The sequence below is a fragment of the Salinisphaera sp. G21_0 genome, from assembly GCF_017744115.1.
Lineage (GTDB): Bacteria > Pseudomonadota > Gammaproteobacteria > Pseudomonadales > Endozoicomonadaceae > Endozoicomonas.
The window spans coordinates 1-23,967 of record NZ_JAGHQW010000035.1; the positions used below are offsets into that span (position 1 = coordinate 1).

At 51.4% G+C, this 23,967-nt stretch carries 14 protein-coding genes; 3 read left to right on the plus strand and 11 right to left on the minus strand.

All coding sequences use genetic code 11. From position 1 onward, the window contains the following. Nucleotides 1-433: 433 nt before the first annotated feature. From J7439_RS16060 to J7439_RS16095, 8 genes are all read right to left on the minus strand, one after another. The gene (locus J7439_RS16060) at nucleotides 434-1,222 is read right to left on the minus strand and encodes a thioesterase family protein (protein ID WP_209202992.1); all 789 of its coding nucleotides are present in this window, start codon (nucleotides 1,220-1,222) and stop codon (nucleotides 434-436) included. Nucleotides 1,223-1,363: 141 nt separating this feature from the next. Continuing rightward, the gene (locus tag J7439_RS16065; protein ID WP_209202993.1) at nucleotides 1,364-2,494 is read right to left on the minus strand and encodes an acyl-CoA dehydrogenase family protein; all 1,131 of its coding nucleotides are present in this window, start codon (nucleotides 2,492-2,494) and stop codon (nucleotides 1,364-1,366) included. 27 nt (nucleotides 2,495-2,521) lie between these two features. After that, nucleotides 2,522-3,733 (minus strand): acyl-CoA dehydrogenase family protein, encoded by a 1,212-nt coding sequence (locus J7439_RS16070; RefSeq protein WP_209202994.1) that lies wholly within the window; start codon nucleotides 3,731-3,733, stop codon nucleotides 2,522-2,524. 43 nt (nucleotides 3,734-3,776) lie between these two features. Next, nucleotides 3,777-4,928, minus strand: a complete 1,152-nt coding sequence (locus tag J7439_RS16075; protein WP_209202995.1) for an acyl-CoA dehydrogenase family protein — start codon at nucleotides 4,926-4,928, stop codon at nucleotides 3,777-3,779. 290 nt (nucleotides 4,929-5,218) lie between these two features. After that, nucleotides 5,219-6,259 carry a Gfo/Idh/MocA family protein gene (locus tag J7439_RS16080; protein ID WP_209202996.1) on the minus strand — a complete coding sequence of 347 codons (1,041 nt, stop codon included), beginning with the start codon at nucleotides 6,257-6,259 and terminating at the stop codon, nucleotides 5,219-5,221. Nucleotides 6,260-6,437: 178 nt separating this feature from the next. After that, complete coding sequence (locus J7439_RS16085; protein WP_209202997.1) at nucleotides 6,438-7,250, minus strand: DUF547 domain-containing protein; 813 nt, start codon at nucleotides 7,248-7,250, stop codon at nucleotides 6,438-6,440. 84 nt (nucleotides 7,251-7,334) lie between these two features. Next, nucleotides 7,335-8,198 carry a DUF547 domain-containing protein gene (locus J7439_RS27215; protein ID WP_209202998.1) on the minus strand — a complete coding sequence of 288 codons (864 nt, stop codon included), beginning with the start codon at nucleotides 8,196-8,198 and terminating at the stop codon, nucleotides 7,335-7,337. A gap of 21 nt (nucleotides 8,199-8,219) precedes the next feature. Then, the gene (locus tag J7439_RS16095) at nucleotides 8,220-9,026 is read right to left on the minus strand and encodes a glucosaminidase domain-containing protein (protein ID WP_209202999.1); all 807 of its coding nucleotides are present in this window, start codon (nucleotides 9,024-9,026) and stop codon (nucleotides 8,220-8,222) included. 268 nt (nucleotides 9,027-9,294) lie between these two features. Between J7439_RS16095 and J7439_RS16100 the strand changes: the two genes are divergently transcribed. Further along, nucleotides 9,295-9,906: a Yip1 family protein gene (locus J7439_RS16100; RefSeq protein WP_286196849.1), complete on the plus strand. Its 612-nt coding sequence runs from the start codon at nucleotides 9,295-9,297 to the stop codon at nucleotides 9,904-9,906. Between the two features lie 279 nt (nucleotides 9,907-10,185). After that, the gene (locus J7439_RS16105) at nucleotides 10,186-10,701 is read left to right on the plus strand and encodes a SprT family zinc-dependent metalloprotease (RefSeq protein ID WP_209203000.1); all 516 of its coding nucleotides are present in this window, start codon (nucleotides 10,186-10,188) and stop codon (nucleotides 10,699-10,701) included. On the opposite strand, the gene recQ is transcribed toward J7439_RS16105, so the two are convergent. Then, entirely contained in the window at nucleotides 10,657-12,483 is a 1,827-nt protein-coding gene (gene recQ / locus J7439_RS16110; RefSeq protein WP_209203001.1) for a DNA helicase RecQ, read from the minus strand. The two genes, J7439_RS16105 and recQ, sit on opposite strands and share 45 nt — an antisense overlap. A gap of 82 nt (nucleotides 12,484-12,565) precedes the next feature. Continuing rightward, nucleotides 12,566-14,698: a hypothetical protein gene (locus tag J7439_RS16115; protein ID WP_209203002.1), complete on the minus strand. Its 2,133-nt coding sequence runs from the start codon at nucleotides 14,696-14,698 to the stop codon at nucleotides 12,566-12,568. Nucleotides 14,699-14,953: 255 nt separating this feature from the next. On the opposite strand from J7439_RS16115, the gene J7439_RS16120 reads away from it, so the two are divergent. Further along, on the plus strand, nucleotides 14,954-15,541 hold the full coding sequence (locus J7439_RS16120; protein ID WP_209203003.1) for a YecA/YgfB family protein: 588 nt from the start codon (nucleotides 14,954-14,956) through the stop codon (nucleotides 15,539-15,541). A gap of 274 nt (nucleotides 15,542-15,815) precedes the next feature. Here the strand turns inward: J7439_RS16120 and J7439_RS16125 are convergent, their stop codons facing one another. Then, the gene (locus tag J7439_RS16125) at nucleotides 15,816-23,735 is read right to left on the minus strand and encodes an AAA family ATPase (protein WP_209203004.1); all 7,920 of its coding nucleotides are present in this window, start codon (nucleotides 23,733-23,735) and stop codon (nucleotides 15,816-15,818) included. Nucleotides 23,736-23,967 lie beyond the last annotated feature (232 nt).

A 23,967-nucleotide genomic window follows, 5' to 3' on the forward strand; every position in this document is an offset into this window, starting at 1 on the left:
CTTTAGCGCCGGAAGCGATTTGCCGACAGGATGGTTCCACAAAAAATGATTGTGAAAAAGCAGCAATAAGACGTTTTCTGGCGCAGACAAAACACGACCATCCACGCCTGAAACTAGTGATTCTGCTTGGAGGCTGAACGAGAATAGTGCCCGCCCAGGCGACCCCATAGCGAGGATGGCAGAAAATTGAGGATAAAAAGTCGGAAATTTTTGGTGAATAGTGGTTCTATTTGCTAAAAATTTCCGATTTTTTAGACCAATTTGCTGCCACCGCACGACTGCATGGATGCAGGAGCCAGAGCAACGCAGGAGCAGTTGCCGCGTAGGGCAGTCTATTCTCGGTCAGCCTCCTGGTACACCATTTCAATAATTACAGCAAAGCTCTGTTGGACTTGTTCCCAAGGGGGACCAAGGCGATGTATAACGTGATTATCTAATTCAGTAAGACAACCTTGTCTTCAGGCACGCGAATGGTTGCAGACTGTCGGCATACAGCCACCAGTTTGCCGGTACTGTCCCACATCTCTCCCTGCTCTTCCAGAACGCCATTCGCTAACATACGGCTGCTGAATTTGGTGGCAATATAGCCGGGCGCAGGCTTTGCCAGACACTGGACTGTCAGGTCCAGGGTCGGTAACCAGCCCATAACTCCCGTTCGCATGCCCAATGCCCGTGGCAAGGCATCAGCAAAGGTCAACAGTGCCAACAGATCAGCGGGTCGATTATCCGCAAAGCGAAGCCAGCCGTAATGTTCCATCCGCCCTTTTCCCCCGTCATGGAAAAACTGGAAATCATCAGGCACCAGCCGTGTTTCCACTTGTTCACGAAAAGAGATGATATCAGCAGGCAACAGTTCACAGTCCTCTGGCGGGGGCATGACGGGGGCGCTGAATTCGTTGCAGGTTGCACCGTCCATGGACCCGATATTCCCGTAAGTGGCCATGAGTTGCACACAGGGCTTACCGTTTTGCGTTAAAGTCGCTATCCCCTGAGAAAAGCGTTTCCCCTGTCGGTGAGTAGTTACTTCAATCTCAGCACTGCCTGCATCCGCCGGATTAATAAAAGTTGCCGTGGCGGAAATGGGATCACAATGATTGTACTCGCCCCGGGAAAAAGCCTTGCCCATGGCCCGTGCAACAATGGACATCATATAGCCACCGTTTGGCGCAACGCGAAAGAACCAGTCCTTCGATATCTGTGCCTGCCAGCGATTTGTCCCCACAGATTCAACACCTGTAGCCAAATCAAATTGATACGACATGACTCACCAATAGAGAAATAGAGTAGATTCAATCAGCGGGCTTTAACCTGACATCCGTCGGCCAAGCCCCCCGATAAGTATAAGTTGAGCATTGACCGTTATTTATTGTGCAGCGGCAAAACGCCGGGTATGGAAGTCAGTGCTGCCAAACAAATACTGGATGGTGGTCAGTCGTTTGAACAGATGACCAACATCCAGCTCATCGGTGACACCAATGCCGCCGTGTAATTGCACGGCTTCCTGGCCAATTAAGCGGGCCGCTTTGCCCACCCGGCTTTTCGCGGCAGAAACGGCTTTTGGCGCAATACCCTGATTCGCATCCAGCTGCATGGCGGCCATAATGAGAATGGAGCGTGCCTGCTCATACTCTATAAACATATCGGCCATACGGTGTTGCAGGGCCTGGAAACGGGCAATGGGAACACCGAACTGTTTTCTGGTCCGGGTATATTCGACTGTTTTTTTATAAGCAACTTCCATTGCCCCCACCGCTTCGGCACACAAGGCCAGTGACGCCCGGTCAATCATCTGTTCGATAACAGGGAGTGCTTTACCTTCAGCGCCCAGCAGGTTACTGGCCGGTACCTTGACATCAGTAAAGCTGACTTCAGCCGCCCGGTGTCCATCCACTGTTGTATAACCACGAATATCAATCCCTGCCGTCTGACTATCAACCAGTAACAGACTGATACCGTCAGCGTCCAGCTGCGCTCCGGAGGTACGTACCGCCACGATCAAATAGTCAGCAGCCGGGGCATTCAATACCACGGACTTCTGGCCATTGAGGGTATAGCTGTCATCCTGAGAGGTGGCGGTCATGGCAACATCAGCAAGGTTGTATCGGCTTTGCGGCTCAGCAAAGGCAAAAGCCAACTGCAGCCGACCTTGCATCAGCACACCCAGCAGCTCCTCCTTCTGGGCCTCGTTGCCGGTAGCCGCTATTAATCCCCCCCCCAGGATGGCACTTGCCAGAAAGGGCTCCACCACCATGCCTTTACCAAACGCCTCCATGACGATCATAAGATCAACGGCGGAACCCCCAAGGCCACCATCGGCCTCAGTAAAAGGAACCATCAGCCAACCCAGCTCGGCAAACAGTTGCCAGTGATCGTTACTGAACCCCGTTTCGCTATCCACCAGTTGGCGGCGGCGATCAAAGTCATAATCCTGTTGAACAAATTTGGCAACGCTGTCCTGCAGCATCTTCTGTTCATCGCTATAAGAAAAATTCATACGTCAATCCTCAGATGCCTGCGTTGCTCAAAGTCCAAGTACCGCTTTGCAAATAATATTTTTCTGTATTTCGTTGCTGCCCCCATAAATCGACACTTTGCGATTATTAAAATATTTGGGAGCACTATTGGCGGCGGTACCTGGCCCAACCGCTACACCATCAAACCCATCGACAAACTGCTCTTTCACAAAGGGCATGCTGTAATAACCGGCGACCTCTACATAGAGTTCATCGATCATCTGGGCCACTTCGGAGCCTTTGATTTTGAGAATCGACGATTCCGGACCAGGCGCAGATCCTGTACTGACAGCGGCCAGGGTACGGAGATTGGTGTATTCAAGGGCCAGCAGTTCGATTTCCACCTCGGCCAGCTTTTGGGAAAAGGCCGGGTTGGTCAGTAAATTTCCGCCTGCCCCGGTGATGCTGTCAGGGGTTGATGCGGCAAGCTCCTTCAGAGACTTCATGCATTGCCTGGAAATGGCCACCCTGGCGATACCGGTGCGCTCATGGGTCAGCAGCACCTTGGCATAGGTCCAACCCTTACCCTCTTCCCCAATGCGGTTGGCCACCGGCACTCTGACATTATCAAAGTGCACTTCGTTCACTTCCCTGTGACCATCCAGCGTGATAATGGGGGACACGGTGATGCCCGGGTGATCCATATCAATCAATAGAAAGCTGATAGCTTCCTGATTTTTTACCTCAGGGCTGCCGGTGCGCACCAGGCAGAATATCCAGTCAGCATAATGGCCAAGGGTGGTCCAGGTTTTGGTGCCATTAACAACGTAGTCATCACCGTCACGTACGGCAGTGGTTTTCATAGAGGCAAGGTCAGAACCTGCATTAGGCTCGGAATACCCCTGACACCACCAGACATTGGTCGCCAGAATATCCGGCAGGAACCGTTGCTTTTGCTCTTCAGTTCCAAAGGTGTAGATAATTGGTGCCACCATCTTTAAGCCAAAAGGTATGACATCCGGCGCACCCGCTTTGGCACACTCTTCAGCCCAGATATGCTTTTGGGTTGGGGTCCAGCCAGTGCCGCCGTGCTCAACGGGCCAGTTGACGCCTGCCCATCCCCGGGCGTGCAGGATCTTTTGCCAGGACACATAGTCTTCTTTGGTCAGATGTGTACCTTTCAGCGTTTTTTCACTGATATCCGCAGGCAATTTATCAGCGAGAAACGCCTGAACCTCTTTTTGAAAGGCGAGTTCTTCAGGAGAAAAATCAATATTCATAACAACGTCCCGGTTACTTATTATTATTTAAGGTTCGCAGATCTCAGCTCGCGGCTTTAACCATATTTCGAGCAATAATCATGCGTTGGATTTCCGAGGTGCCTTCGTACAAACGGAACAAGCGCACATCCCGGTAAAAGCGTTCAACAGCGTACTCGGAGATATACCCCGAGCCGCCATGAATCTGTACAGCCCGATCAGCGACCCGGCCCACCATTTCGGTAGCAAACAATTTGCAGCAGGAAACTTCTGTACTGATTGACTGTCCTTCATCACGCTGTCGGGCAGCCTCCATCACCATGCATCTGGTCGCATAGGTTTCGGTCTTACAGTCTGCCAGCATGGCTTGAATCATCTGGTGTTCGGCAATGGGTTTGCCGAATTGCCTGCGATCCATGGCATATTGCAGGGCATCGTCTATCAGACGTTGGGCAATACCAACGCTCAGGGCAGCAATGTGCAAACGACCACGGTCGAGTACTTTCATGGAAGCAATAAACCCTTCGCCTTCCTTGCCGCCAATAAGGTTCTCTACGGGAACGCGGACATCATCAAAAATGACATCTGACGTATGGGAACCGGCCTGTCCCATCTTTTTATCTTTAACACCCAGGGAAATGCCTTCGCTACCGGCATCAACAATAAAGGCTGATATGCCCCGGGCACCTTTAATGGCAGGATTGGTACGGGCCATCACCGTGAAAGTACCTGCCCGGGGCGCATTGGTGATAAATCGTTTGGTACCATTGAGTACATAATGATTACCTTCGAGCCTGGCGGTGGTTTTGATCGCAGACGCATCTGAACCCACATCCGGCTCGGTCAGGCAAAAAGAGCCAATCAACTCCCCGGTGGCATATTTTGGCAGGTATTTCTTTTTTTGATCATCAGTACCATCAAAGACGATGGCTGCGGAACCAATGCCATTGTTGGTACCAATCAGTGAACGAAAAGCCGGTGAGGTGCGCCCCAATTCCATGGCCACCAGGGCTTCTTCCTCCATAGTTAATCCCAGTCCACCGAACTCCTCCGGTATGGTTAACCCGAATAAACCCAGCTCTTTCATCTCCCTGATAATCGCTTCGGGAATTTCATCCTGTTCGGCTACCTGAGCCTCAGCAGGCACCAATCGACCCTGGACAAAGCGGGCAATGCTATCCAGCAACTGGTCAAGAGTTTCCTGATCTCTAATCATTGGTTTACCCTATGGTCTGGAACGATTCCTGTGGCCAGACAACATCTGTTCTTATTATTTAATCATTTTGCAATCCATTAGTTTCGCTTTGCGAAATTAAATGTCAAAATAAACAAAACCCATCGATTAATCAACCGAAAAAATTAAATATAGGGGAGTGCTTAATAAAGGCGGGGCGATTACACAAAATAAACATCAGTCGTTTATTTGAAGGTATTTCCTGCAGGTCACGAGTCGGCTCCCATATGGGAACCGACCCGCATCAAGACTGTTTTACCCGGGTCCGGGAATCAGCATTCCGGGTAATCGATATCGACCCAGTTGCGATGATTTCGTGACTGCTCGGCAGCGGCACCAATGGCACAGAGCTGAGCCATCCGCACCGGGTTATTTCGGGTCTGGCCGCCGCTGAGCAAGGCATCAAAGAAGTCTTTAACCGACTCATGCATGCCGGGCCAGCCAGCAATTGGCAATATTGGATCGATCTGTTCACTGCGCCAGTCCTGGTCACCCTTAACGCGCACACGGAACTCGCCGGTGAAATAACTGGCGGTCAGCTCACCTTCGGTGCCATAGACCTCCAGCACAGTTTCATCGGATGCTGCGGCAGAGGCGATATTGGCCCGGAAGGTGGCACTCACCTTGCCAAAATCCAGCACTGCCTGACTCTGACTCTGGGTGCGTGTCTGAATATATTCCTGATCCTCAAACACCATAACCCGCAGTGGCAGCTGGCTGACAACACGACAGATAACATCAATGTACCAGGGGGCAATATTGTTCATCAGCGACAGGCCGTTGTCTGTCAGCGGCCCCCAGCTGGAATTCAGGCGCAGGTTGATATGGCGTATGTCACCCAGCAGACCACTTTGGGCACACTCAAATGCTTTTGCAAACACCGGAGCATAAACCAGCTCGGTATCGCCATGGAGCAGCTGCGGTGCACTCAGAAGCTTGTCCACCATGATGGGGATACGTGCCGCCTCGTGAGAGATCGGTGGCTCGTAAAAAGTCGGCACCCCGGATTGAATCACCTGAAGCAGATACTGCTCATGGAGCTTGTCAGGCACAGCCAGAAAAACTGCATCCAGTGTTTCTTCGGCCAGCATGGTTTCCAGACAGGTATACAGCCTGAGAGAATCGCCAAGGCTATTACGGGCTTTTTCCAGGGTGGCTTCACTGCGGGCACAAACGGCAACAATTTCTGCCCGGCCATCTTGTTGAATAGCCGGAGTGTAGGCTTCAGCGCCCCACCAGCCATATCCAATCAGTGCAACTTTCAGAGGTGCTGCTTTGTCTGCTGAGGCAACAGACAGTACTTCCTGACTCATTAACATTTGCTCTTGATAACTGGTAATACCCGGCAAAATTAACAGAACCCCGGGGATGAACCAATACGATCATGGTGTGGGGATGGAATAAACGCAAGATGTCTGACGCAGAGCAATAATATCAGTAGCAAGACAGGAAAGATAAAATGGCCAAAATATAAACAACAACGCTATTTTATTACGGCCTGTACTCATTAAGCTTCCAGTTGTAGCGGTAACTGATCCGTCCTCTGTAGTTTTCCAATTGATGCTTTAAATCACCGCTGGCAAATGATTTTATCTCGTTCAATACCCCATCTTTATCAATAAAATCATCTTCATACCAATCAAAAATACTGGACAGCACCAGGCGACCATTGACCAGGGTTGCGCCTTTTTTCTGATTAATAAAGCGTCGGGCGGCTGCCTCCAGCTGTTGATCAATCCTGCTTCCCCGGAACGCATCAGGCAATAAATCAGGGCAGCCAATGCTGGCACAGTTCAATGCATAGTGAATCCGGGGATTGTTCCAGATGGGGCGGAGAATTCGATGTTCAATATCGTGCAGGGAGATAGCCTGACCAGCAATCATGATAAGTTCATCCCGCCAGGGCCCCATACGGAACCATCCCTTGCCCAACTTGGTAATGGACTTGACCGGATAGTAATCAAGAATCAGGTCAACGGTTAATGCGTTATAAAGGTTGATCCAATAAGCCAACTGTTCGGTACGATTCAGCTTTCTGGGGTCCAGCCCGGCAAGACTGTTCAGATAACCATCCAGACTCTCTTTTTCAGTTTTGGTAACACGCCCATACTCAACCATATACATTCCGGTTGATTCAGAGAGTATTACGTAGCGATCCAGAAAATTCTGCCATTGCGAGTGATCAACCACCTGCTCACTACTCTGGTCAGCCTTATCCCAATATGACCAGCGATCCGGGGATGGAACCGCCCGGACCGCAATACTGAACAATAAGAGCAAAGCTGAAACGACGTATCTGGCCATACATGGCACCTTTTTTTAGCGTTATTTCAGAGCCATCCTTTGGTGAAGCGCCTGATTAAGAAAGTTGATCGGCAAAGAAACAGGCTACTTCAGCTCATTCAGGCGCCAGTCATATTGGTACTGAATGGTGCCGGTGTATTTTTTCAGCCGCCGGGCATCTGCCTGAGAAGCAAACTGCCGCAGATGTAAAACAACCCCCTCCTGATCAACAAAATCCTGTTCATACCATTCATAGATGCGCGACAGCGTCAGCTTGCCTTCCACCCAGCTCATGCCTTTTTCCTGCCGGATAAAGCGCCTGGCAAGTTCATCCAGCATTGGCTCAGTATTGTCTGCGGTAAACACCATGGGGGACAAATCCGGGCAACCGATGCTGGCACAATTCACCGCATAATGAATACGGCTATCGTCCCATAGTGGTCTGAGAATCCGGTGTTCAATATCATTCAACGTCAGGTTTTGCCCCGCTACCTGGGTGATATCCATATCCCATGGGCCAAACTGATACCACGGGCCAATTTTGGTAATGGATGTAACCGGATAGTGTTCCAGCACCAGATCAACCGTTAACGCGTTATAAACGTTGATCCAGTACGCTTTCTGCTCCGCTAATGAGTATGTCCTTGGGTCCAGGGAGGCCATAGCCGTCAGGTATTTATCAAGCTTGTCCCGATCTTCCTGACTGACCTGTCCATATCGAAAACGATTGCCACCCGGGCGAAGTGCCAGATAGGTATCCAGTATCTCCTGCCAGAGATGGTGATTGATCACCGCAGAAGACTCTGGATTGCTTTTGTCCCAAAATGCCCAGTAGGTGCTGGCAGGCGCTGCCACCACCAGGCCCGGAAGAATGAGTAGCAAGGCACCAAGGGACAATGTTTTTACTGTTCGCCATAGATTGACAAAGCAAAAACGGAGCGAGGCAGAATTGCTGAATGATATGGTCACGGGAATTCCTTCTTTTAATATTTAGCCTTGATTATGTAAATCATACCGCAGCAATTGATTGCTGTTGATCATGGAAAGCAGTTCTTCAATATATTCTTCACCCCGGATGGAATATGCCCGCAAACCATGGACCAGGTCAGCGCCTGTGACTGGCTCCTGGCTGACTCTTCTCTGCTCCCGCAGCTGCCTCAAAGCCCTGTATTGATGATTGGTGTTCAGGTTGTGCATATAAGCACGGACCGAAGCCGCAACATCCTTAAACTTCTGAACTTCGTAGGTCTCTCCTTCCGGGCGAGCCCCGGGTACAATTCCGCACCCCGGTCTGAAACACCACTGGCCAAAGAAGTTGTTACCCTGTCGGGCAAATCGTGAAGTCCCCCACGCTGTTTCATTAGCCGACTGAGCCAGGGCAAGAGAAGCAGGGATCATATCGACACACGTCAGCAACTCGGCAAAAAACAGCTCATCAAAGACTGACACATCACCTATACGGTACTTTCTACCCATATCAGCCAGCCATAACCGATCGTTCTCCGTCAGCTCTGACTGGGAAGATAACGCCATAATCTGCTGACGATTTTGTAAAATCGTATCATTCTCTTCTTGCACCATCGGCAATAAGAAGCCAAAGAAAGCACTTTTCTTGGCATTGACATCAACCATGCTGCTGAAATCCGGTATGGTCACAACCGGCAACGCTTCTGTCTTTTCAACCGCCCCCGGTATTTCAGGCCCTGACGCAAACTTACCCTGCCAGTGAATCCCCAAAGACAGCACGATTAACGCCAGAAAAATACCCAACATAATTTTATCAATCTTATTGAGCATGAGTACCTCAGTAAAACATCTTGATCAGCAACAGGATAAAGGCTGATGGCCAAAAAAGGGAGAAAATCCACTAAAAAACGTTCAGTTTCTTTACAAACCGGGCGAAACATGACAACACTTGAGGAGCGGCTTAACGCGGTTCTGCGATGGAAAACCTCTGCAGAGAGCCAATAATAATAACAAAGGTTAAGCGCCGGTCAGTATCAGTATCCACCACTTCAGTGGAAGAAGCGGCCTGATATCCTGCCGAATATATGGAGGCACTGTTATGATCCTAAGCCATTTCTGGGGCTTGCTTACTGAGCCCGACAACGAATGGGTCAGCATTCGCAAGAACCCACCCGGATTGATCCAGCTCTACCTTGGCCAAATCATCTGGCTGGCAGCCCTGCCCGCCATCTGCACTTACATTGGTACTACGATGACTGGCTGGAGCCTTCCCGGCAGCACCAATGTGGTAAGACTCACACCTGAGAGTGCCCTGTGGATGTCCATCCTTGCCTGGATGGCGATGGTCTGTGGCGTTGCGGTCATGAGTTGGTTTATCCACTGGATGAGTGGTAACTTCAACAGCGACCCGTCGCTGGCAGACTGTACAGCCTTTACCTGCTATACCGCCTATCCTCTGTTTCTCATTGGTATCTGCGGTCTCTATCCATCCCTGTGGCTGGCTATTATTGCCGGCACTGTGGCGGTATCTGCCACGGCCTACCTGCTGTACAGCGGTCTCCATATTTTCATGAAGATTCCTCAGGAACAGGGCTTTATCTATGCCAGCTCGGTTCTCTGTATTGGCCTGGTGGTTCTGGTGTCCATTATGATCACTACCGTTATTTTCTGGGGTATGGGCATTGGGCCTGAGTATGTTCAGAGTTATTAGTCCCAACCTTACAGATTAACCCGGATATTTCATAAACTGCCCCGAATCTCGCGCAGGACTCTGTCGCTCTAAGGGATTTTGTGAGGGAGCGCCGTACCGGGGAGTACGGTCGACTGAACAAAGCTCCCTTAGAGCGGCGAAGGACAAGCGAGAACGGGAGCATGTTTATGAAATATCCGGGTTAAGCCGTTTTATACGGCTTTTTTTGTGCCTTACGGATTTCACAATCCTGAGCAATCCACTATGATTTGCGGGCAAACTCAGAGAGCAGACAGACCATTGTCGAACGACCTTCACCAAATTGAACAGCGGATTCTTGAGCTTTATCAGGAAGCAGAAAGCTTTTTTCAACAACCGTTTAAAAAACCTTATATTCGACTGGATCTCACCGGGGAGACAGCGGGTCAGGCGTGGATTGAAAAACATCAACTGCGCTTTAATAAAGTGCTGCTTCAGGAAAACCGTGAGCACTTTATCCAGCAAACCGTTGCCCACGAGGTGGCACACCTGCTGGCCTATGAACTGTTTGGCCGAAACATCCGGGCTCATGGCAGAGAGTGGCAAGGGATCATGACCAGGGTATTCAGACTTCCCGCCGATCGTTGTCACCGGTACGACACCGGAAGAAGCAGCCGGAAGCAGTGGCTCTATCGATGCCACTGTCAGGGCAAGACGATTCACCTGAGCACCATACGACACAACCGCTCACAACGGGGAACGGTCTATCTGTGCACCGCCTGTAAAGGACCATTAACATTTCTCGGTAACGCCCTGGCTGCCCCCCAAAACTGCTAATAAGTCATCGCCGTATTTCTCCAGCTTAAACTGACCTATTCCAGTGATTTTCGACAATTCAAGATGGGATTGAGGACGCACCTTTATCAGCTCCATCAGGGTCTTGTCGTTAACGATGACATAAGCGGGGACATTCTGTTCTTCAGCATGGGTACGGCGCCACTGGCGCAAAGCCTCCCACAACTGCTGATCATGGGCTTCCACCACCACACGACCAACTTCCCGGTATTCCTGCTCATACCTCCGGGAAGGCTCATAACGATCACGGCGTAACTGAATACGCTCATCACCTTTTAACAGTGACCGGCAACGCTCATTCAGTTTAAGGGCACCGTGACTGTCGTGATCCACATTCACGTACCCTCTGGCCACCAGCTGGCGATAGACCGACCGCCAGCTGCTCTGATCCAGCTCGGTGCCAATACCAAAAGTGCTCAGACGATCATGACCAAAACGGCGGATTTTATCGGTACTTTTCCCCAGCAGAATATCCACAAGATGAGCCACCCCGAAGCTCTGCCCGCTCCGGTAAATACAGGACAACGCCTTGCGGGCAACTTCGGTCCCATCCCATATTTCCGGTGGCTCAAGACACAAGTCACAATAGCCACAGGGTTTATCCAGAGGCTCATCAAAGTAATTCAACAACACCTGTCGTCGACATCCGGTCACCTCACAAAGCGCCAGCATGGCTTCCAGCTTTTGCTGCTCTATCTGTTGAATATGCACACTGGCACTGGAACGGGCCTGAAGCTGTTTGAGCAGCACCACATCCTGTAAGCCATAAACCATCCAGGCGGTCGCGGGTAGACCATCACGCCCCGCTCGGCCGGTCTCCTGGTAATAGGCTTCAATACTTCTTGGCAGGTCGAGGTGGGCAACAAACCGCACATCCGGTTTATCAATCCCCATACCAAAGGCAATGGTCGCGACAATGATGATCCCTTCTTCGACAATGAACCGGTGCTGGTTTACCCGCCGTTCTTCCGGTGAAAGCCCGGCATGGTAGGGCAGCGCCTTTCGCCCTGACTGCGTCAACCACTGGGCAGTCTGCTCCACTTTCTTACGGGAAAGGCAATAAACAATACCGGAATCTTCGGGATGCTCTTTATTAAGAAAGTTCAGTAGCTGTTGTTTACCCTGCTTCTTCTGGCTGATCCGGTAGAAAATATTGGGTCGGTTAAAGCTATCTATAAATACCCGGGCAGCTCCAAGCCCCAGTCGTTCACGGATTTCCTGCCGGGTTCTCTGATCGGCCGTCGCTGTCAGGGCAATTCTGGGAACCCCGGGAAACCGTGTTTGCAAACAGGAGAGTTGCAGGTATTCCGGCCGGAAATCGTGCCCCCACTGAGAGACACAGTGAGCCTCATCAATGGCAAACAAAGCCACCTGAATCTGATCCAGTAGCCGCTGCATCGACTCAGTCAGCAATCTTTCCGGCGCTACATACAATAAATCCAGATCACCGATCAGCAGTTCCCGCTCAACCTGAAGCCTGTCTTCCCCCAGCATGGCGGAGTGCAGACAGTCGGCACGAATACCCAGCTCCCGAAGACTGTTAATCTGGTCATCCATCAAGGCGATCAAAGGAGAAACGACAACTGCCGTACCACCTCTTAATAACGCGGGGATCTGGTAACAGAGTGATTTCCCACCCCCTGTAGGCATCAATACCAGGGCATCACGGCCAGCAACGATTTCATTAATTACCTCTTGCTGGAATCCTCGAAAGGACGGGTAACCAAATGTATTTTTTAAAATATCCAGAGCAGGATCAGGCATTGAACATAATCGCATCTGATAAAAGGCCAAGTATACGGATACTCGCCAACATCTTCATCAAATCCTGATAGGATCCAACAAATCATACTATCGTCATATGTCGCCCACCTGTTTCAATACATAACTTTAAATCTCTCGATAAGTTATTGACAAATTCATCATTCTCATGGGGATTATTATGCACCTCTATAGTGGTCAAATAATGACCAACCCATGAAGCCTTACACAACACCTTTAGCCTGTTCATGTTCTCATAAAGAAGAATGCTGACCAGCTTCTGGCCTCCGGTTGAGAATCGGTTAAAATACGGCACCAGTTCACGAGCTGGCTCGTGTTTTAATTGGGGACACCCTCGATAACTGGCAACAATTGAAAAGCTGCCCGCCTTGGCTTTTCCCAGTTTGAGAAGATACTCGGCACATAAGCTATTGGACAATGATTTTGCCGCCATTAATTCCTGACGAATGTCATTCAATGCTTTCACCCAAGCCACTACATTTGATGTATTTTCCTGACTTTTACAAATGGCAACGGCAATCTCTAAAAATTCACTCCCATTAGCCTGTAAACTTAATTCTGGAAATACCTGACCGGCATAATCCTGATAATTGAAATTTAAATATTTATCAAGATACTCTTGAAACTGGGCATTCCATAAACACCTGCATTCAGCTAAAACCGCTTGTTTTAGAGCACTCAAATAAGAAACACCATAATTCTTCAGTGTATCAATATTACCCTCAAGCCAAAAATCAAAAAACTGTTTTTTTCCTGAAGGATACCAGCGAAGTAAATTTGAGCATCGCACCACAATCTCTTCCATGCCAGCATGATTACCATCAGACTGGATACCTCTTATTATTAAACCTTCATTATATTCAGACACCCAGTTAAATTTACTCAACTGCCACCGCACATCATACTTACTCAGAGTGGTATCACATAAAAACACCTTATTATCTTTTAACAAAAAACCTTTTTTAAAATAAGTTTTTCTGGTTTTTGGCTTTTTTGAAACAGTAGATAATAGACTATCGTCGCTGTTACAACGCCTCAACCCGCCATCATTCAGTGCTCGAGCAGCAAGCAAACCTCCGGCATTCCCGGTTATCTCTTCGATGTCCAGGAGTAGCCGCCTTGAAGCTGCCGGCTTGATTTGTCTCTCTACCACCCGTGCCACCTTACCATGAAAGTTCAGATTTATTTTTGCTTCATTCAGGCGCCAATTACCACTTTTACTCAAAGAACCAAGACTGATCATCACAGAAAAAGAACAAGGTAATTTCAGTTTTTTTGCCTTACCATCTGCATTGATATACTCATTGTAAGTCACAGTTGATTTCAAAACACACCGCCAGTCGTTTAGTTCCAAAATATGAGTGCAGCTTGAAGATCCTGAGCAACTCAGTTTTAACCCCATTTCAGAGAAGTACGCATATAGCTGATTCAACAAGCCTTGCCCAAGAAGAATTTTCAAGGAATCCGACAGCTCAGAACCCTGCCCCTCAAGATATGAAGCCATCATCCTCTCAACCTCATGATTACTGACAGATTCATCTGCAAGATTCAAACTGCACTTATAGTTTTTGGTGTTGAACTTGTGTGGTTGAGCACCATGCGTACCTTCTTTAATAATGGTTAAATCAACCCTGCCTACGTCATTCTGATACGATTCTTCATATTTCCTTAATCTGACTTTTTCGGTTCCCCCATTTGCCAGATAAGCCGCACAATCCCGGATGGCATCGTTATCACAAATCTTACGTGCCATTTCATGGGGAAGTGTTTCCTCAACATCATTGAGCTTGCAGGAGAAGGTTACCGGAAAAAAAAACGCAGAAAAGCAATCTTTTGCTTTTGCCGACTGGTTTGGGATCCCTCTCATAACATCCACTGCAGCCCCGAATTCAGCTCGCCCCATAGGAGACCTTGCACTGGTCGACGCTGCCTCAACTCTTGACCGGGATATCCTGCCACGTATTTCTGAACTGACTTTTCCGGCAAGTTGCCTATCACAATGCACAAGCTCCCGTCGATCTTTAGCATACACCGGTTCCTCAGCAGGCCTTTGACGCATTAACATCAACCTCAAAGATTTAAATGGCCTTACTGATTTGCCATCCTTCATGCGCCCTTCTCTAACAGGCTTATCCCTTTGGTCATCAGATCGCAAGCTATATGTTTTGCAGGGTCTACCTACAGGCTTATTATCCATACTCAATCTCCAAGGATTCACCATACATATGAACGACATCTGATTTTTTATCTTACGCCCAACCCATATAAGAGATTGTTTGGACGGATTATGAGCTGACCGCTCCCTTACGTTAGCAACCAACATTTAGTTCTATAAAAAAAACAGTGATCCTTATTATCAGGTAACCCATCATGATAAAGGCTTCACCGGACAGACTTTTATCTCCACCAAAGCCAGAGTAAAATCCCTCCTCAAACTTTCAGGATACCCTCTATGTCCAATACCCGTGCTTCTGTGGATGCGCTGTTACAGCCTTATACGGAACAAAATGAAGGAACTCTTGACTACCATGGCCTCCACGGTTTCCTGACGGCCCTGACCATCTGCCCCATAGACCTGACCGAGCAGGTACGGAACGAGTGTATTTTTGATGGTGAGATTGAGCTCCCTGCTGCCAGTGCCAATGAGTTGAATGAACTTATTGCCAGAATGCAAACGACCATCGACCGGGGATTTAACGACGAAGATGAGGGCTTCTCCCTCTCCTGCGAATCCGAGGAGCTGGAAGACCATGACGATGAGGCCCTCGCCAACTGGTGCATCGGCTTTATGGTGGCTCACTTCCTCGATGAAGACGCCTGGTTCGGAACCAATGAACAGGAGGTTTGTGAACTCCTGCTGCCGATCATGCTGGCCTCAGGTCTGTTTGATGATGAGCAGGAGTTTCAGGATATTCGCAGGGACAGCAAGCTCACAGAGGATATGTGCAGCCAGATTCCCGAAGTATTGATGGAGCTTTACCTGATCTTCAACGCACCGGAAGAGAAAAAGCCACACCAACCGGGAAAACGGCGTTCGTAGTCTTGTGCAGGAAATTACTAATACACTCAGAGCTTCCCCTGGCTCTGTGTGGGAATGCATACCGGGGTCTGCAGGATGTGAAACAACCTGTTTAAGCCCGGAATCATGAGAGTTTACCGGGAGCTTTCTGTTGATTTGGATAAATTGCCACGATTTTACCGGATTTCTGCCTTGGGAATTGTCCCGAAATAATATGCACATTTCAGAGTTTCAAAACTACATTCGTCCTGAGCCTGTCGAAGGGCGTGAACTCCGGCTTCATGTATTGTGCCAATCACCCTTCGACAAGCTCAGGATGAACAGAGATCGAGTTCAAAATGTCGAAATTATTTCGGGACAATTCCTTGCTCAGTTTTGCAGCCAGAGAATCCGGGTCCACCGAAGAGCAAAACTCCCGGGCAATGGTTGTCAGCTCAGCGGATGTCAGAACCAGGGCATTACTGATATTCAGCGCCTGCTGTAAACAGGAGCGGTCAAAATGAGATAGATTAATATCAATATGAAATCGTTTAATATATGTAGGACATGTGACGTTTATCATGCCAATCAGTTCCTTCGCAGAGGATATTTTACGGGCACCCTGCCTTAATTGATCATGCGCAATTCGATCATAGCCATATATACCTTCCCTCCCTTCCCAGCAGAAGGTCAGGCTCCCACCGTTGGTGTGGGTCTTGTGAAATAGATATTGAAAAAATGCTTGCTTGATAGATTCCTCGCAATGCTTTTCCAAATTTTCCAGCTTCCGTTCCTCTTCTCTTGAGATTTGCAAGTGACCAAGTTCCCCGCCCCTATCGCGGCCGTGCAGTATTACTTTTGCTTTCAAAGGTAATTCAAGATATGACTGTATAGGCATAGAAAATGTGGTTGTTCTCATAAAATGTAATCTGCCTAAGGTCGCTAGTCGATCATGTTTGTTTGACATGAAAAAGAGTTTATTTGTCTGACAGGCATCAAGCTCAAATGTCGCCTGTTTCTGTCTCAGCACGGCAAACTCCGGGCTATCCCGAAATATCCGTGGCAAAATGGCGTTGACCGTATCAGGAAGGTTAGTTAGCTTCCACTTTGGTTGACCTATCATAATCACTGGGCGCTGATGGTTTTTTCCAGCCCGCATCATGGGAAAGGCGGCCTTGTGTGCCAACATACGTCCAATATCCGGAATTCCTGTCGGATCATTGGTCCAGGAATCATCCAGGGATCGGCCTGCAATCCCGGACTGAAGGAAAGGCGAATTCCCACCGTGGTCGTGGGTAATGAAAATGGGTTCTGCCAAGGCCTCAAGTATTTCCTGGTAATTCCGCTTGCCCGTTTTTTCATATCCAAAAAGATGTGTGTACCATTTTTTCCGGGCATCGATGGCAAGAGGCTTCAGTTCATCAAAGCCTTCCAGGTAATTTATTAATTCGCGATGTCTGCTCAGAAAATGGATAGCGCCGCTACCCCCCCAAAATATTTTATTCTTGTAGCGGTAATTGAGTGTGTCCGGGTCCAGTAAACCGGATGCCAAAGCCTCCCGGACAATATTGATAGTCGAAGGCTCAGAGAAATCAGCGTTTAACCGTATTGCATCGCTTAAAATTTCAAGCCATTTATTAATGTCAAAATTACAATGCATAAACAGTTTTTTGATATCCATAAGTTGATTTATAATTTGACCATCTGCTATTTTCTTGCTTTCGTTGCGCAAGCTGGAGAGCAAGATAGCTTTGAGAGTTGTTTCTTTTTCCTCATATAAACACCTTTCGGCGTTCCTTAAGTCCGGAAGGAGTTCTTTGTCATTACCCAGTTGCGAAATCTTCCGATCCATCTTTTCCAGTAAAGCATCACCCTGGAGCAGCCCGGTTAAACCCTGACGGCACAGGGCACGGATTTGTCCAACGATATTCAGATCGATTGTTGGCAGCGGACTAACAAAGTCAACGGTCTTGCCAGGCTTCCCTGTAACGATGAGTTCACTGCCCCGGCGTTTTTGTTGTTCAGTAGCCTGATCGAAAAGGCCAAGCGCTGTTTGGGATTGAGAACTCTGTGGTGCTGCCTTTTGCGTCGGTTGCACATCGGGTTCCAATACATCCAACCGGACAGGGGCACCACCGAGACCCAGCCTCGACTGCCAATTGCCACCGTTATCCAGGGAGTACTCGGGAAATGTATGGATGGCATTGCCCACCAATCGGGAGGCAATGCCGTAATAGCGGCAAAGTGCTACAAATATCGCGGAGCGATGCGCGCAACCCCCTTGCCGATTGTGCAAAAGATACGAGAAAAAGTGAGTGCCCGGGTCCGGTTTTCCCTTACCGGTAAACTGTTGACAATAATGGGCAATTGCCTCAATGCGTTGCCGGGGAGACTCTGCCTTTTGAATAGCGAGCAGATCTTTACGCAGCCCTTCCGGAACTTTATGCATGTGCTCAAACAGGTCCTTAATACCTGTTTTTATTTCTGCTGAACAGCTTGTTTCCGGACGACGCGTCCAGTCTTTCACACGGTGGTCACCAGTGAACGATGGATGACTGCTATCCGGCTGTTGTTGAACCAGGTAAGTAAAGGCTATGGTTTCGTTGCGTTTGGCAGCAGGTACCACCACGCTGTGCAAGCCGCAATAGTCGTCTCTGGTCAGACGAAATGGCAGACCGGGCTGAATAACCATACCGATAATGTCTTCATGGGGACTTAGACCCGGTAACCTGAACAGGCCATTGACCGCTTTCAGACTAATGTGTGCACGGCTTTGGTTAGCAGCAGGTATTCTATTTTCCCAACCGGTCGGATGGTTGGGTAATGTGACCTCAACCGGCTCTGGGGGCAAATCATCAATAACGATGCCACCGTCAGCAGCCACGATGACATCCAGGCAACGGAATCGATACTTTGCCGCATGGCATTTGCTGTCAATAAAGTATCTGCCAACAACCTCGTCTGGCTTGTTTTGGGATTCAAAATCGGTATCTAAGCACAACTTCTTTTGTGAGGCTTGCAAAAATTCGAACAATAAATTGTCTCTGCGTTTTCTCTTGCGTTGACCGGTAAAGAGTTCCACTATGCCTGATAATATGGACTGTTTGCTGGACCCGGCTTCACTGCTGCTGGCTGATTGGTATAGGGCTTCGACAGCATTGTCCGAGTTTGAGGCTGCGCTGGAGGTTCCGGAACCGCCAACTGGCTGTGTGTCTTCGGTGACATTTCCGGTGTTTCCAGTGGCCAAAACTGCCTGTGGCCTGACCTGATCCGATAACGGCCTGACAGGATGAGTCAGCAGTTGTTCCAGCTCTTTCCACAAAGCGGGCCACAGATGAACCGGCTGCACACCGCAACGGGCAATCAACTGGTCCGCTTGCGGCAGATATTGCTGCCCTGTTCCCGTCATGGCTTGTTGCTGAGCGGCCGTCAGTGGAAATGCGGTGTCCGGGGCCATGCCGGTGTGCCCGAAGCGGTGGTTAAACCACTGTTGTTGCCAGTACCGGTAAAAGGCCTGGGTCAGGGCATTGCCGGTAATATCCGGTTCCGGCGACAGGCCGGACGCTTGCCAGTGCGCCCGGGCCAGCAGGGTGATGATCGCCTGCCGGGCCCTGGGTTCGTCCAGATCACTGTTGACCGTGATCTCATGGCGATCTTCCCGCAGCAGGGTGCATGCACCACGGCGAATCAGCCAGGGGCGTTCCAGGTCGGTGAGGGTGGTATTGAGCCAGGTGCACAGTTGAGGCTCAATGGTACCTTTATACCCTGTTGCCACCGGCTGGTCCGACAACGCCTCCAGTGTCGTTTTTGCCGCCAGCAGATAGAGCCGGTAGTGCTGGCTGAACAGTTCCTTGATCGCCCTGTCGCTGAAGTCGCCACCGTCGGCCACGGCCCGGGCCAGTCGCTGCAGATCCAGGCTGGCAGGTTGCAACGGCAACTGATGCTGCGCCAGGTGTGACCGCAGTTGACAGTGCCACCGGGTAAGGGACGCGGCAACCGCTGTCCTGGTCTGCGGCAGCACTTTACCGGCAATCGCCTGCAGTTCCGCCGGACTGTACTGGCGAATCGGCAGGTAACGGAACCGCCCTGCCAGTGCCGGTGACAGGGCTTTGCGACCACCGTAGTGCGGCGGATTAATGGTGGCGAACAGATGGAAGCCCGGATGGGCATCACCGGCCAGAATATCATTCAGCTCCCCTTCCAGGTGTTGGCTGTCGATCCGGTTGAGTTCGGCAATGACCACGATCTCTCCGCGGATTTTTGCCTGCCTGATGGCCTCGCACAGGGTGTCCCAGGTGCAATCGCAGGCGTTCAGGATGCGGACTTCCGGCAGGGTTTCCGCGCCCAGCTGCTCTCGGTAACTGTTGATCAACAGTTGCAGGGTGACATCCTTACCCCGGCCGGCCGGTCCCTCAATCAGGGTGGCCTGACGTCCACCGTGTTGCCGTTGGTGCTGGTTAGCCTGCTGGCAACGGCTCAGATCCTGCCCCAGGCAATGCACCAGGTTGCTGACGGCGGCCCCGGATGTATCAAATTCGGGTTTGAGCCTGGCCGCTGTCCTGGCAAATGTCTGGTTGATGTCCTTCAGGGTTTTATCCTTGACCAGTTCAGTCAGGGTGTTGTTCACCGGGTATTGACTGGCAAACCAGATCGCCAGGGCGGTTCGGGCATCCTGGTGTATTGCGCTGATGGCCGGGTCAAGCACATCCCGGAAACCCTGCAGGATCAACCCGTTCAGCTGGGCAAGGGTCACCGGCCCGGGGGTTTCCGGCTGGCTTTGGTCCAGATACCAGCCCACCCAGGCGCAAATATCCGTCAGGTCCCGTGGGGTAAACCCGTGGTCTGGCAGCAGCTCCGGGTAATACTGCCAGAGGGCCATGACGCTGTCGGTGCCCTGCTGTGCCAGCGCCTCTGCCCGGCTTTCGGGCAGATGCCGCTGCAGCAGGGTCAGCAGGGCAGGAGCCACCACCCGGTCGCGCAGAAAAGCCCGGTTCAGGGGCGGGTAGTAAACTGCGGGCATCAGTGCTTTCAGAGTGGGGTCCAGCTGTCGCCCGGTGTAATGATCCGGGTTGCCGGTGAGAATCACCCGGTGGTTGGGGCTGACGGTGACCGGGTGACCACTGACATAGACACAGGGGGTTGGCTCCCATAATCCGTTCAGTGCGGCCAACAGTCCGGTCCTGGCCAGGTTGGCTTCGTCCAGCACCAGTGTGACATATTCCTGCTCAACTCCCGGGGTGTTGGCCCAGGCCATCAGCGCCTGATCCTGCTGTACCATATAGCGGTCATTGCTGTCCGGTTGTTGCTGCCACTGCCAGCGTTGCATCAGGGTCTGCTCAGTGTCCGACGGCCCCAGGGAGACCACCCGGGCCGGGCCGCATGCCCTGGCCATAGTGGCGGCGAAATAACTTTTGCCCGTGCCGGTCTCACCCTGCAGGAAAATCACCGGTGCCTCGGCCAGTCGAGCCCGTAATCGGGCCAGACGACGGCTTTCACGATCCTTCTGGTGGCTTCGGGCGTGACAGAGATCCCTGGCCAGTGCCCGTAAGGGTGCCTCTGTGGACCCCTGCCAAACCAGTGACTGCCTTAACTGTTCGCTGATACGCGCTGACGCCGCTTCGCTGGCACCTTCCCCTGCCGCCCGGGCCATGGTAAAGCAGGTGCTCGCCAGGGTGTGGATGGCATCAGAGCGCGTCTGCCCGGGCTTCAGAGGCAGAGACCAGCCGACCGTCAGGGCATCTTCCAGCCGTTTGATCTGGGCCGATGGCCGGACGGGCAAGTATCGGTAGGAGCTAAAGTCCCCGGGGTCGATCTGTAACTGCCGGGCCATCGCCGGTTGCTGTGCCTGGGGTGCCTGGGCCACCAGCAGGGCGCAGAGCGAGTCCAGTTGTTGGGAGTTGGAGTCGCTGAGTGGATCGTCAAAGGATAATGACCACGGCCCATCTTTTTTTACGGGAATGGGCAGCGCCGACCCGAAGGCCCTGGCCAGCGGCCACCAGTGCTCTTTGACAAACGCCCGGTCCATTGGCCGGGCACTGGCAATGATGCCTTGCAAACGGTCCGGGTCTACCCAGTGGTTCCCGTCAGCATCGGGTAGCAACCGTCGGCAAGCCACCTTGGTGAAATCCCGTACGGAGGCCGTCTGTCGGGTACGGTGGGTCAGCAGGCTGTCAATGCCCTTGCGCCAGTGCCGGGGTGCCAGCGCGGGGGCATTGTCCCGGTGTTGCGCCTGGCGGGCGGCCAGGATCAGGCTGTTCAGCAGGCCTTGTGTCAGAGTCGGCAATGGCTCACACAGTGAACGGGGGACCGTCCTGAGCGCCTCGTAGAGTCTGGTGATGGCCTGTTCAGGCAGATCGGCGCGGTTCATGCCGTGCTGCCCGGCGCAGATGGCCCAGATATCTGGCTCGGGACACGGCGTTGCCCTGGCCAGTGCGGCGCTGAGCAGGGGTGACGGACTGTGGTCTGATGCCGACCAGAGCACAGTGATCCGGGCTCGCGGGTAGCTGTACAACTCACCGTTCACCAGCAAGGGCTGGGCGCAGAAGAGCGGCTCCAGGGCCTGCAGCAGCTCCGGGTTGCTGGCCAGTCCTCGCAGAACCACCGGAGTTCCAGCTTGCAGGGCCCTGTGCAGCGGAGTCTGACAACGACCAAACCGGGCCTGTTGCTCCGAGGTAACGTGGATATTGTCAAACAGCTGGCTCAGGGTGGTCTGTTCGTTGACCTGAATTACCAGCGGTGCTTCCTGCTGAGCGGCAAGCCAGGCAATTGCCTGTGGGGCTTGCTGGTAAAGCACGAAGGCGCAGGACCGGTTTTCGGTGAGCGCGGCCAGCAACGCCTGCCCTCTGGTGCACCCGGACTTGCCCGGTAATTCCGGTTGCCGCTGTGGGGCGGCAACCTGCAGTAAGGGTGTTATCCCCGTCGTTTCCCGGATGCCCTGCAAGGCACCGAGCAGCTGGAACCAGAGCGCGGTACTGAGGGGGGCGGTGACAATAACCGCGCCACCGGCCCGGATCTGCTGTTCCAGCAGGGTATTGGGGACAGCATACCCCTGCTGCACAATGCGCACCGGATTCAGCCACTGGGCCATGCTGACCGGATTGATAAGGATAGGGTTCTGCCCGGCAGTCCGAGCAGGGGCTGTGTCATTGTTGCTATCCAGCGAACGGAACAGCGTACCCAGTTCCTGTTCGGAGACGGGCATCCGGTAAAACTGGATGCCTTGGGCTAATTTACGAGTCTCGCCATTGCATGGGTACTCCCTGCGCCTCAGCAGCTGGCGGATGGACTGCTCAAAGGGCAAATCCTGCCAGTCGGCACCCTTCAGAATGACCTGTTGGCCGGGCCGCAGCTGCTCAAGCTGGCCGGGTATGTGCCGGATACGCCCCAGGTGATCGACACCGGGACCTCCAAACAGCAAGGGACGCCAGTGACTGTGCAGGTGGCAATCAATCGTCATGACATCGCCATCGCCGATAGCGGCGGGGGTGCCCTGGTATTCAGGCAGCAAAGCGGTGTCCCGGACATCCGGAATTTTTTTATCGGAGGATTGGGTCTCAAACTGCCAGCTGATACCCGGACGGTTGACACGGCGCCAGAAATCAGCCCCCGGAGCCTGATCGTTGCTGCCCAGCCTGGTCAGCTGCTCAGGGCTGGCCAGAACCAGCAGCGAAACCTGGTTACCCAGGGAGCGCTTCTCTTGCCTTGTCTTGTCGTAAAGACAGGGGTTCTCAGGGTCCAGCAGATCATTAAACGCTGGCAGCTCCTCGCTGGTGAGAGAACGGATGTCCAGTACCAGCGTCAGCGGAGTATCGCAGGCAAAGAGTCGGCCAGACTCAAGGACGGGCTGGCTGTCAGCCGTAATGTGCAGACGCTGCACCAGGTTGTCTTCAAACAAGTCATCGGGATGAGTGATAAGCATGACATCCCCCCCGCTGTCACGGGTCCGGGCTTGCAAAAGACTGCGCACCTCATCATCAGAGGCCATAAAACGAAAACCAAATGATCGGCCAGGTTCGGGTTGAGGGGTGGGATACTGCCGAACTGCTCTGGTTTTTGCTGTTGTCTGGTGTTTTGCACCAAGGGGCGTTGTAGGAAATAATTGCCCTGGTTCAGAAGCCATCTGAATCTGAGGAGATACAACCTTTATTAATTCTGGTGTTTCGGGCTTGTTGTTTTTATCAGGACATAAATTGTCATTTGTTAAAACAGCCGGTTGAGAAGAGTTATTAATGTTCATAAAAATCATTCTAAAGCATGGTTTGTGTCGTGTTTCTCCCAGGCCTGTTGGACAAATAGACAAATAAAAAGTTCAAAGACTTCATTAAATACAGAACCTACGCATATATGCATAGTTGGAGCCTGTATATTTTGGTAGCAGGTAATCCTTACCCTTCTGGCAAGTAGACACAACGTCACAAACGCTGGCTTCAGTCCCTAAATCAGCACTTCAATTAACATTTCTCGAAAGT

What these genes read in the sequence shown, in the direction of transcription:
- J7439_RS16115 (WP_209203002.1), bottom strand. Translation starts at nt 14,698, where the DNA reads ATGGATAATAAGCCTGTAGGTAGACCCTGCAAAACATATAGCTTGCGA.
- recQ (WP_209203001.1), bottom strand. Translation starts at nt 12,483, where the DNA reads ATGCCTGATCCTGCTCTGGATATTTTAAAAAATACATTTGGTTACCCG.
- J7439_RS16085 (WP_209202997.1), bottom strand. Translation starts at nt 7,250, where the DNA reads ATGGCCAGATACGTCGTTTCAGCTTTGCTCTTATTGTTCAGTATTGCG.
- J7439_RS16070 (WP_209202994.1), bottom strand. Translation starts at nt 3,733, where the DNA reads ATGAATATTGATTTTTCTCCTGAAGAACTCGCCTTTCAAAAAGAGGTT.
- J7439_RS16075 (WP_209202995.1), bottom strand. Translation starts at nt 4,928, where the DNA reads ATGATTAGAGATCAGGAAACTCTTGACCAGTTGCTGGATAGCATTGCC.
- J7439_RS16095 (WP_209202999.1), bottom strand. Translation starts at nt 9,026, where the DNA reads ATGCTCAATAAGATTGATAAAATTATGTTGGGTATTTTTCTGGCGTTA.
- J7439_RS16100 (WP_286196849.1), top strand. Translation starts at nt 9,295, where the DNA reads ATGATCCTAAGCCATTTCTGGGGCTTGCTTACTGAGCCCGACAACGAA.
- J7439_RS16080 (WP_209202996.1), bottom strand. Translation starts at nt 6,259, where the DNA reads ATGAGTCAGGAAGTACTGTCTGTTGCCTCAGCAGACAAAGCAGCACCT.
- J7439_RS16125 (WP_209203004.1), bottom strand. Translation starts at nt 23,735, where the DNA reads ATGAACATTAATAACTCTTCTCAACCGGCTGTTTTAACAAATGACAAT.
- J7439_RS16120 (WP_209203003.1), top strand. Translation starts at nt 14,954, where the DNA reads ATGTCCAATACCCGTGCTTCTGTGGATGCGCTGTTACAGCCTTATACG.
- J7439_RS16065 (WP_209202993.1), bottom strand. Translation starts at nt 2,494, where the DNA reads ATGAATTTTTCTTATAGCGATGAACAGAAGATGCTGCAGGACAGCGTT.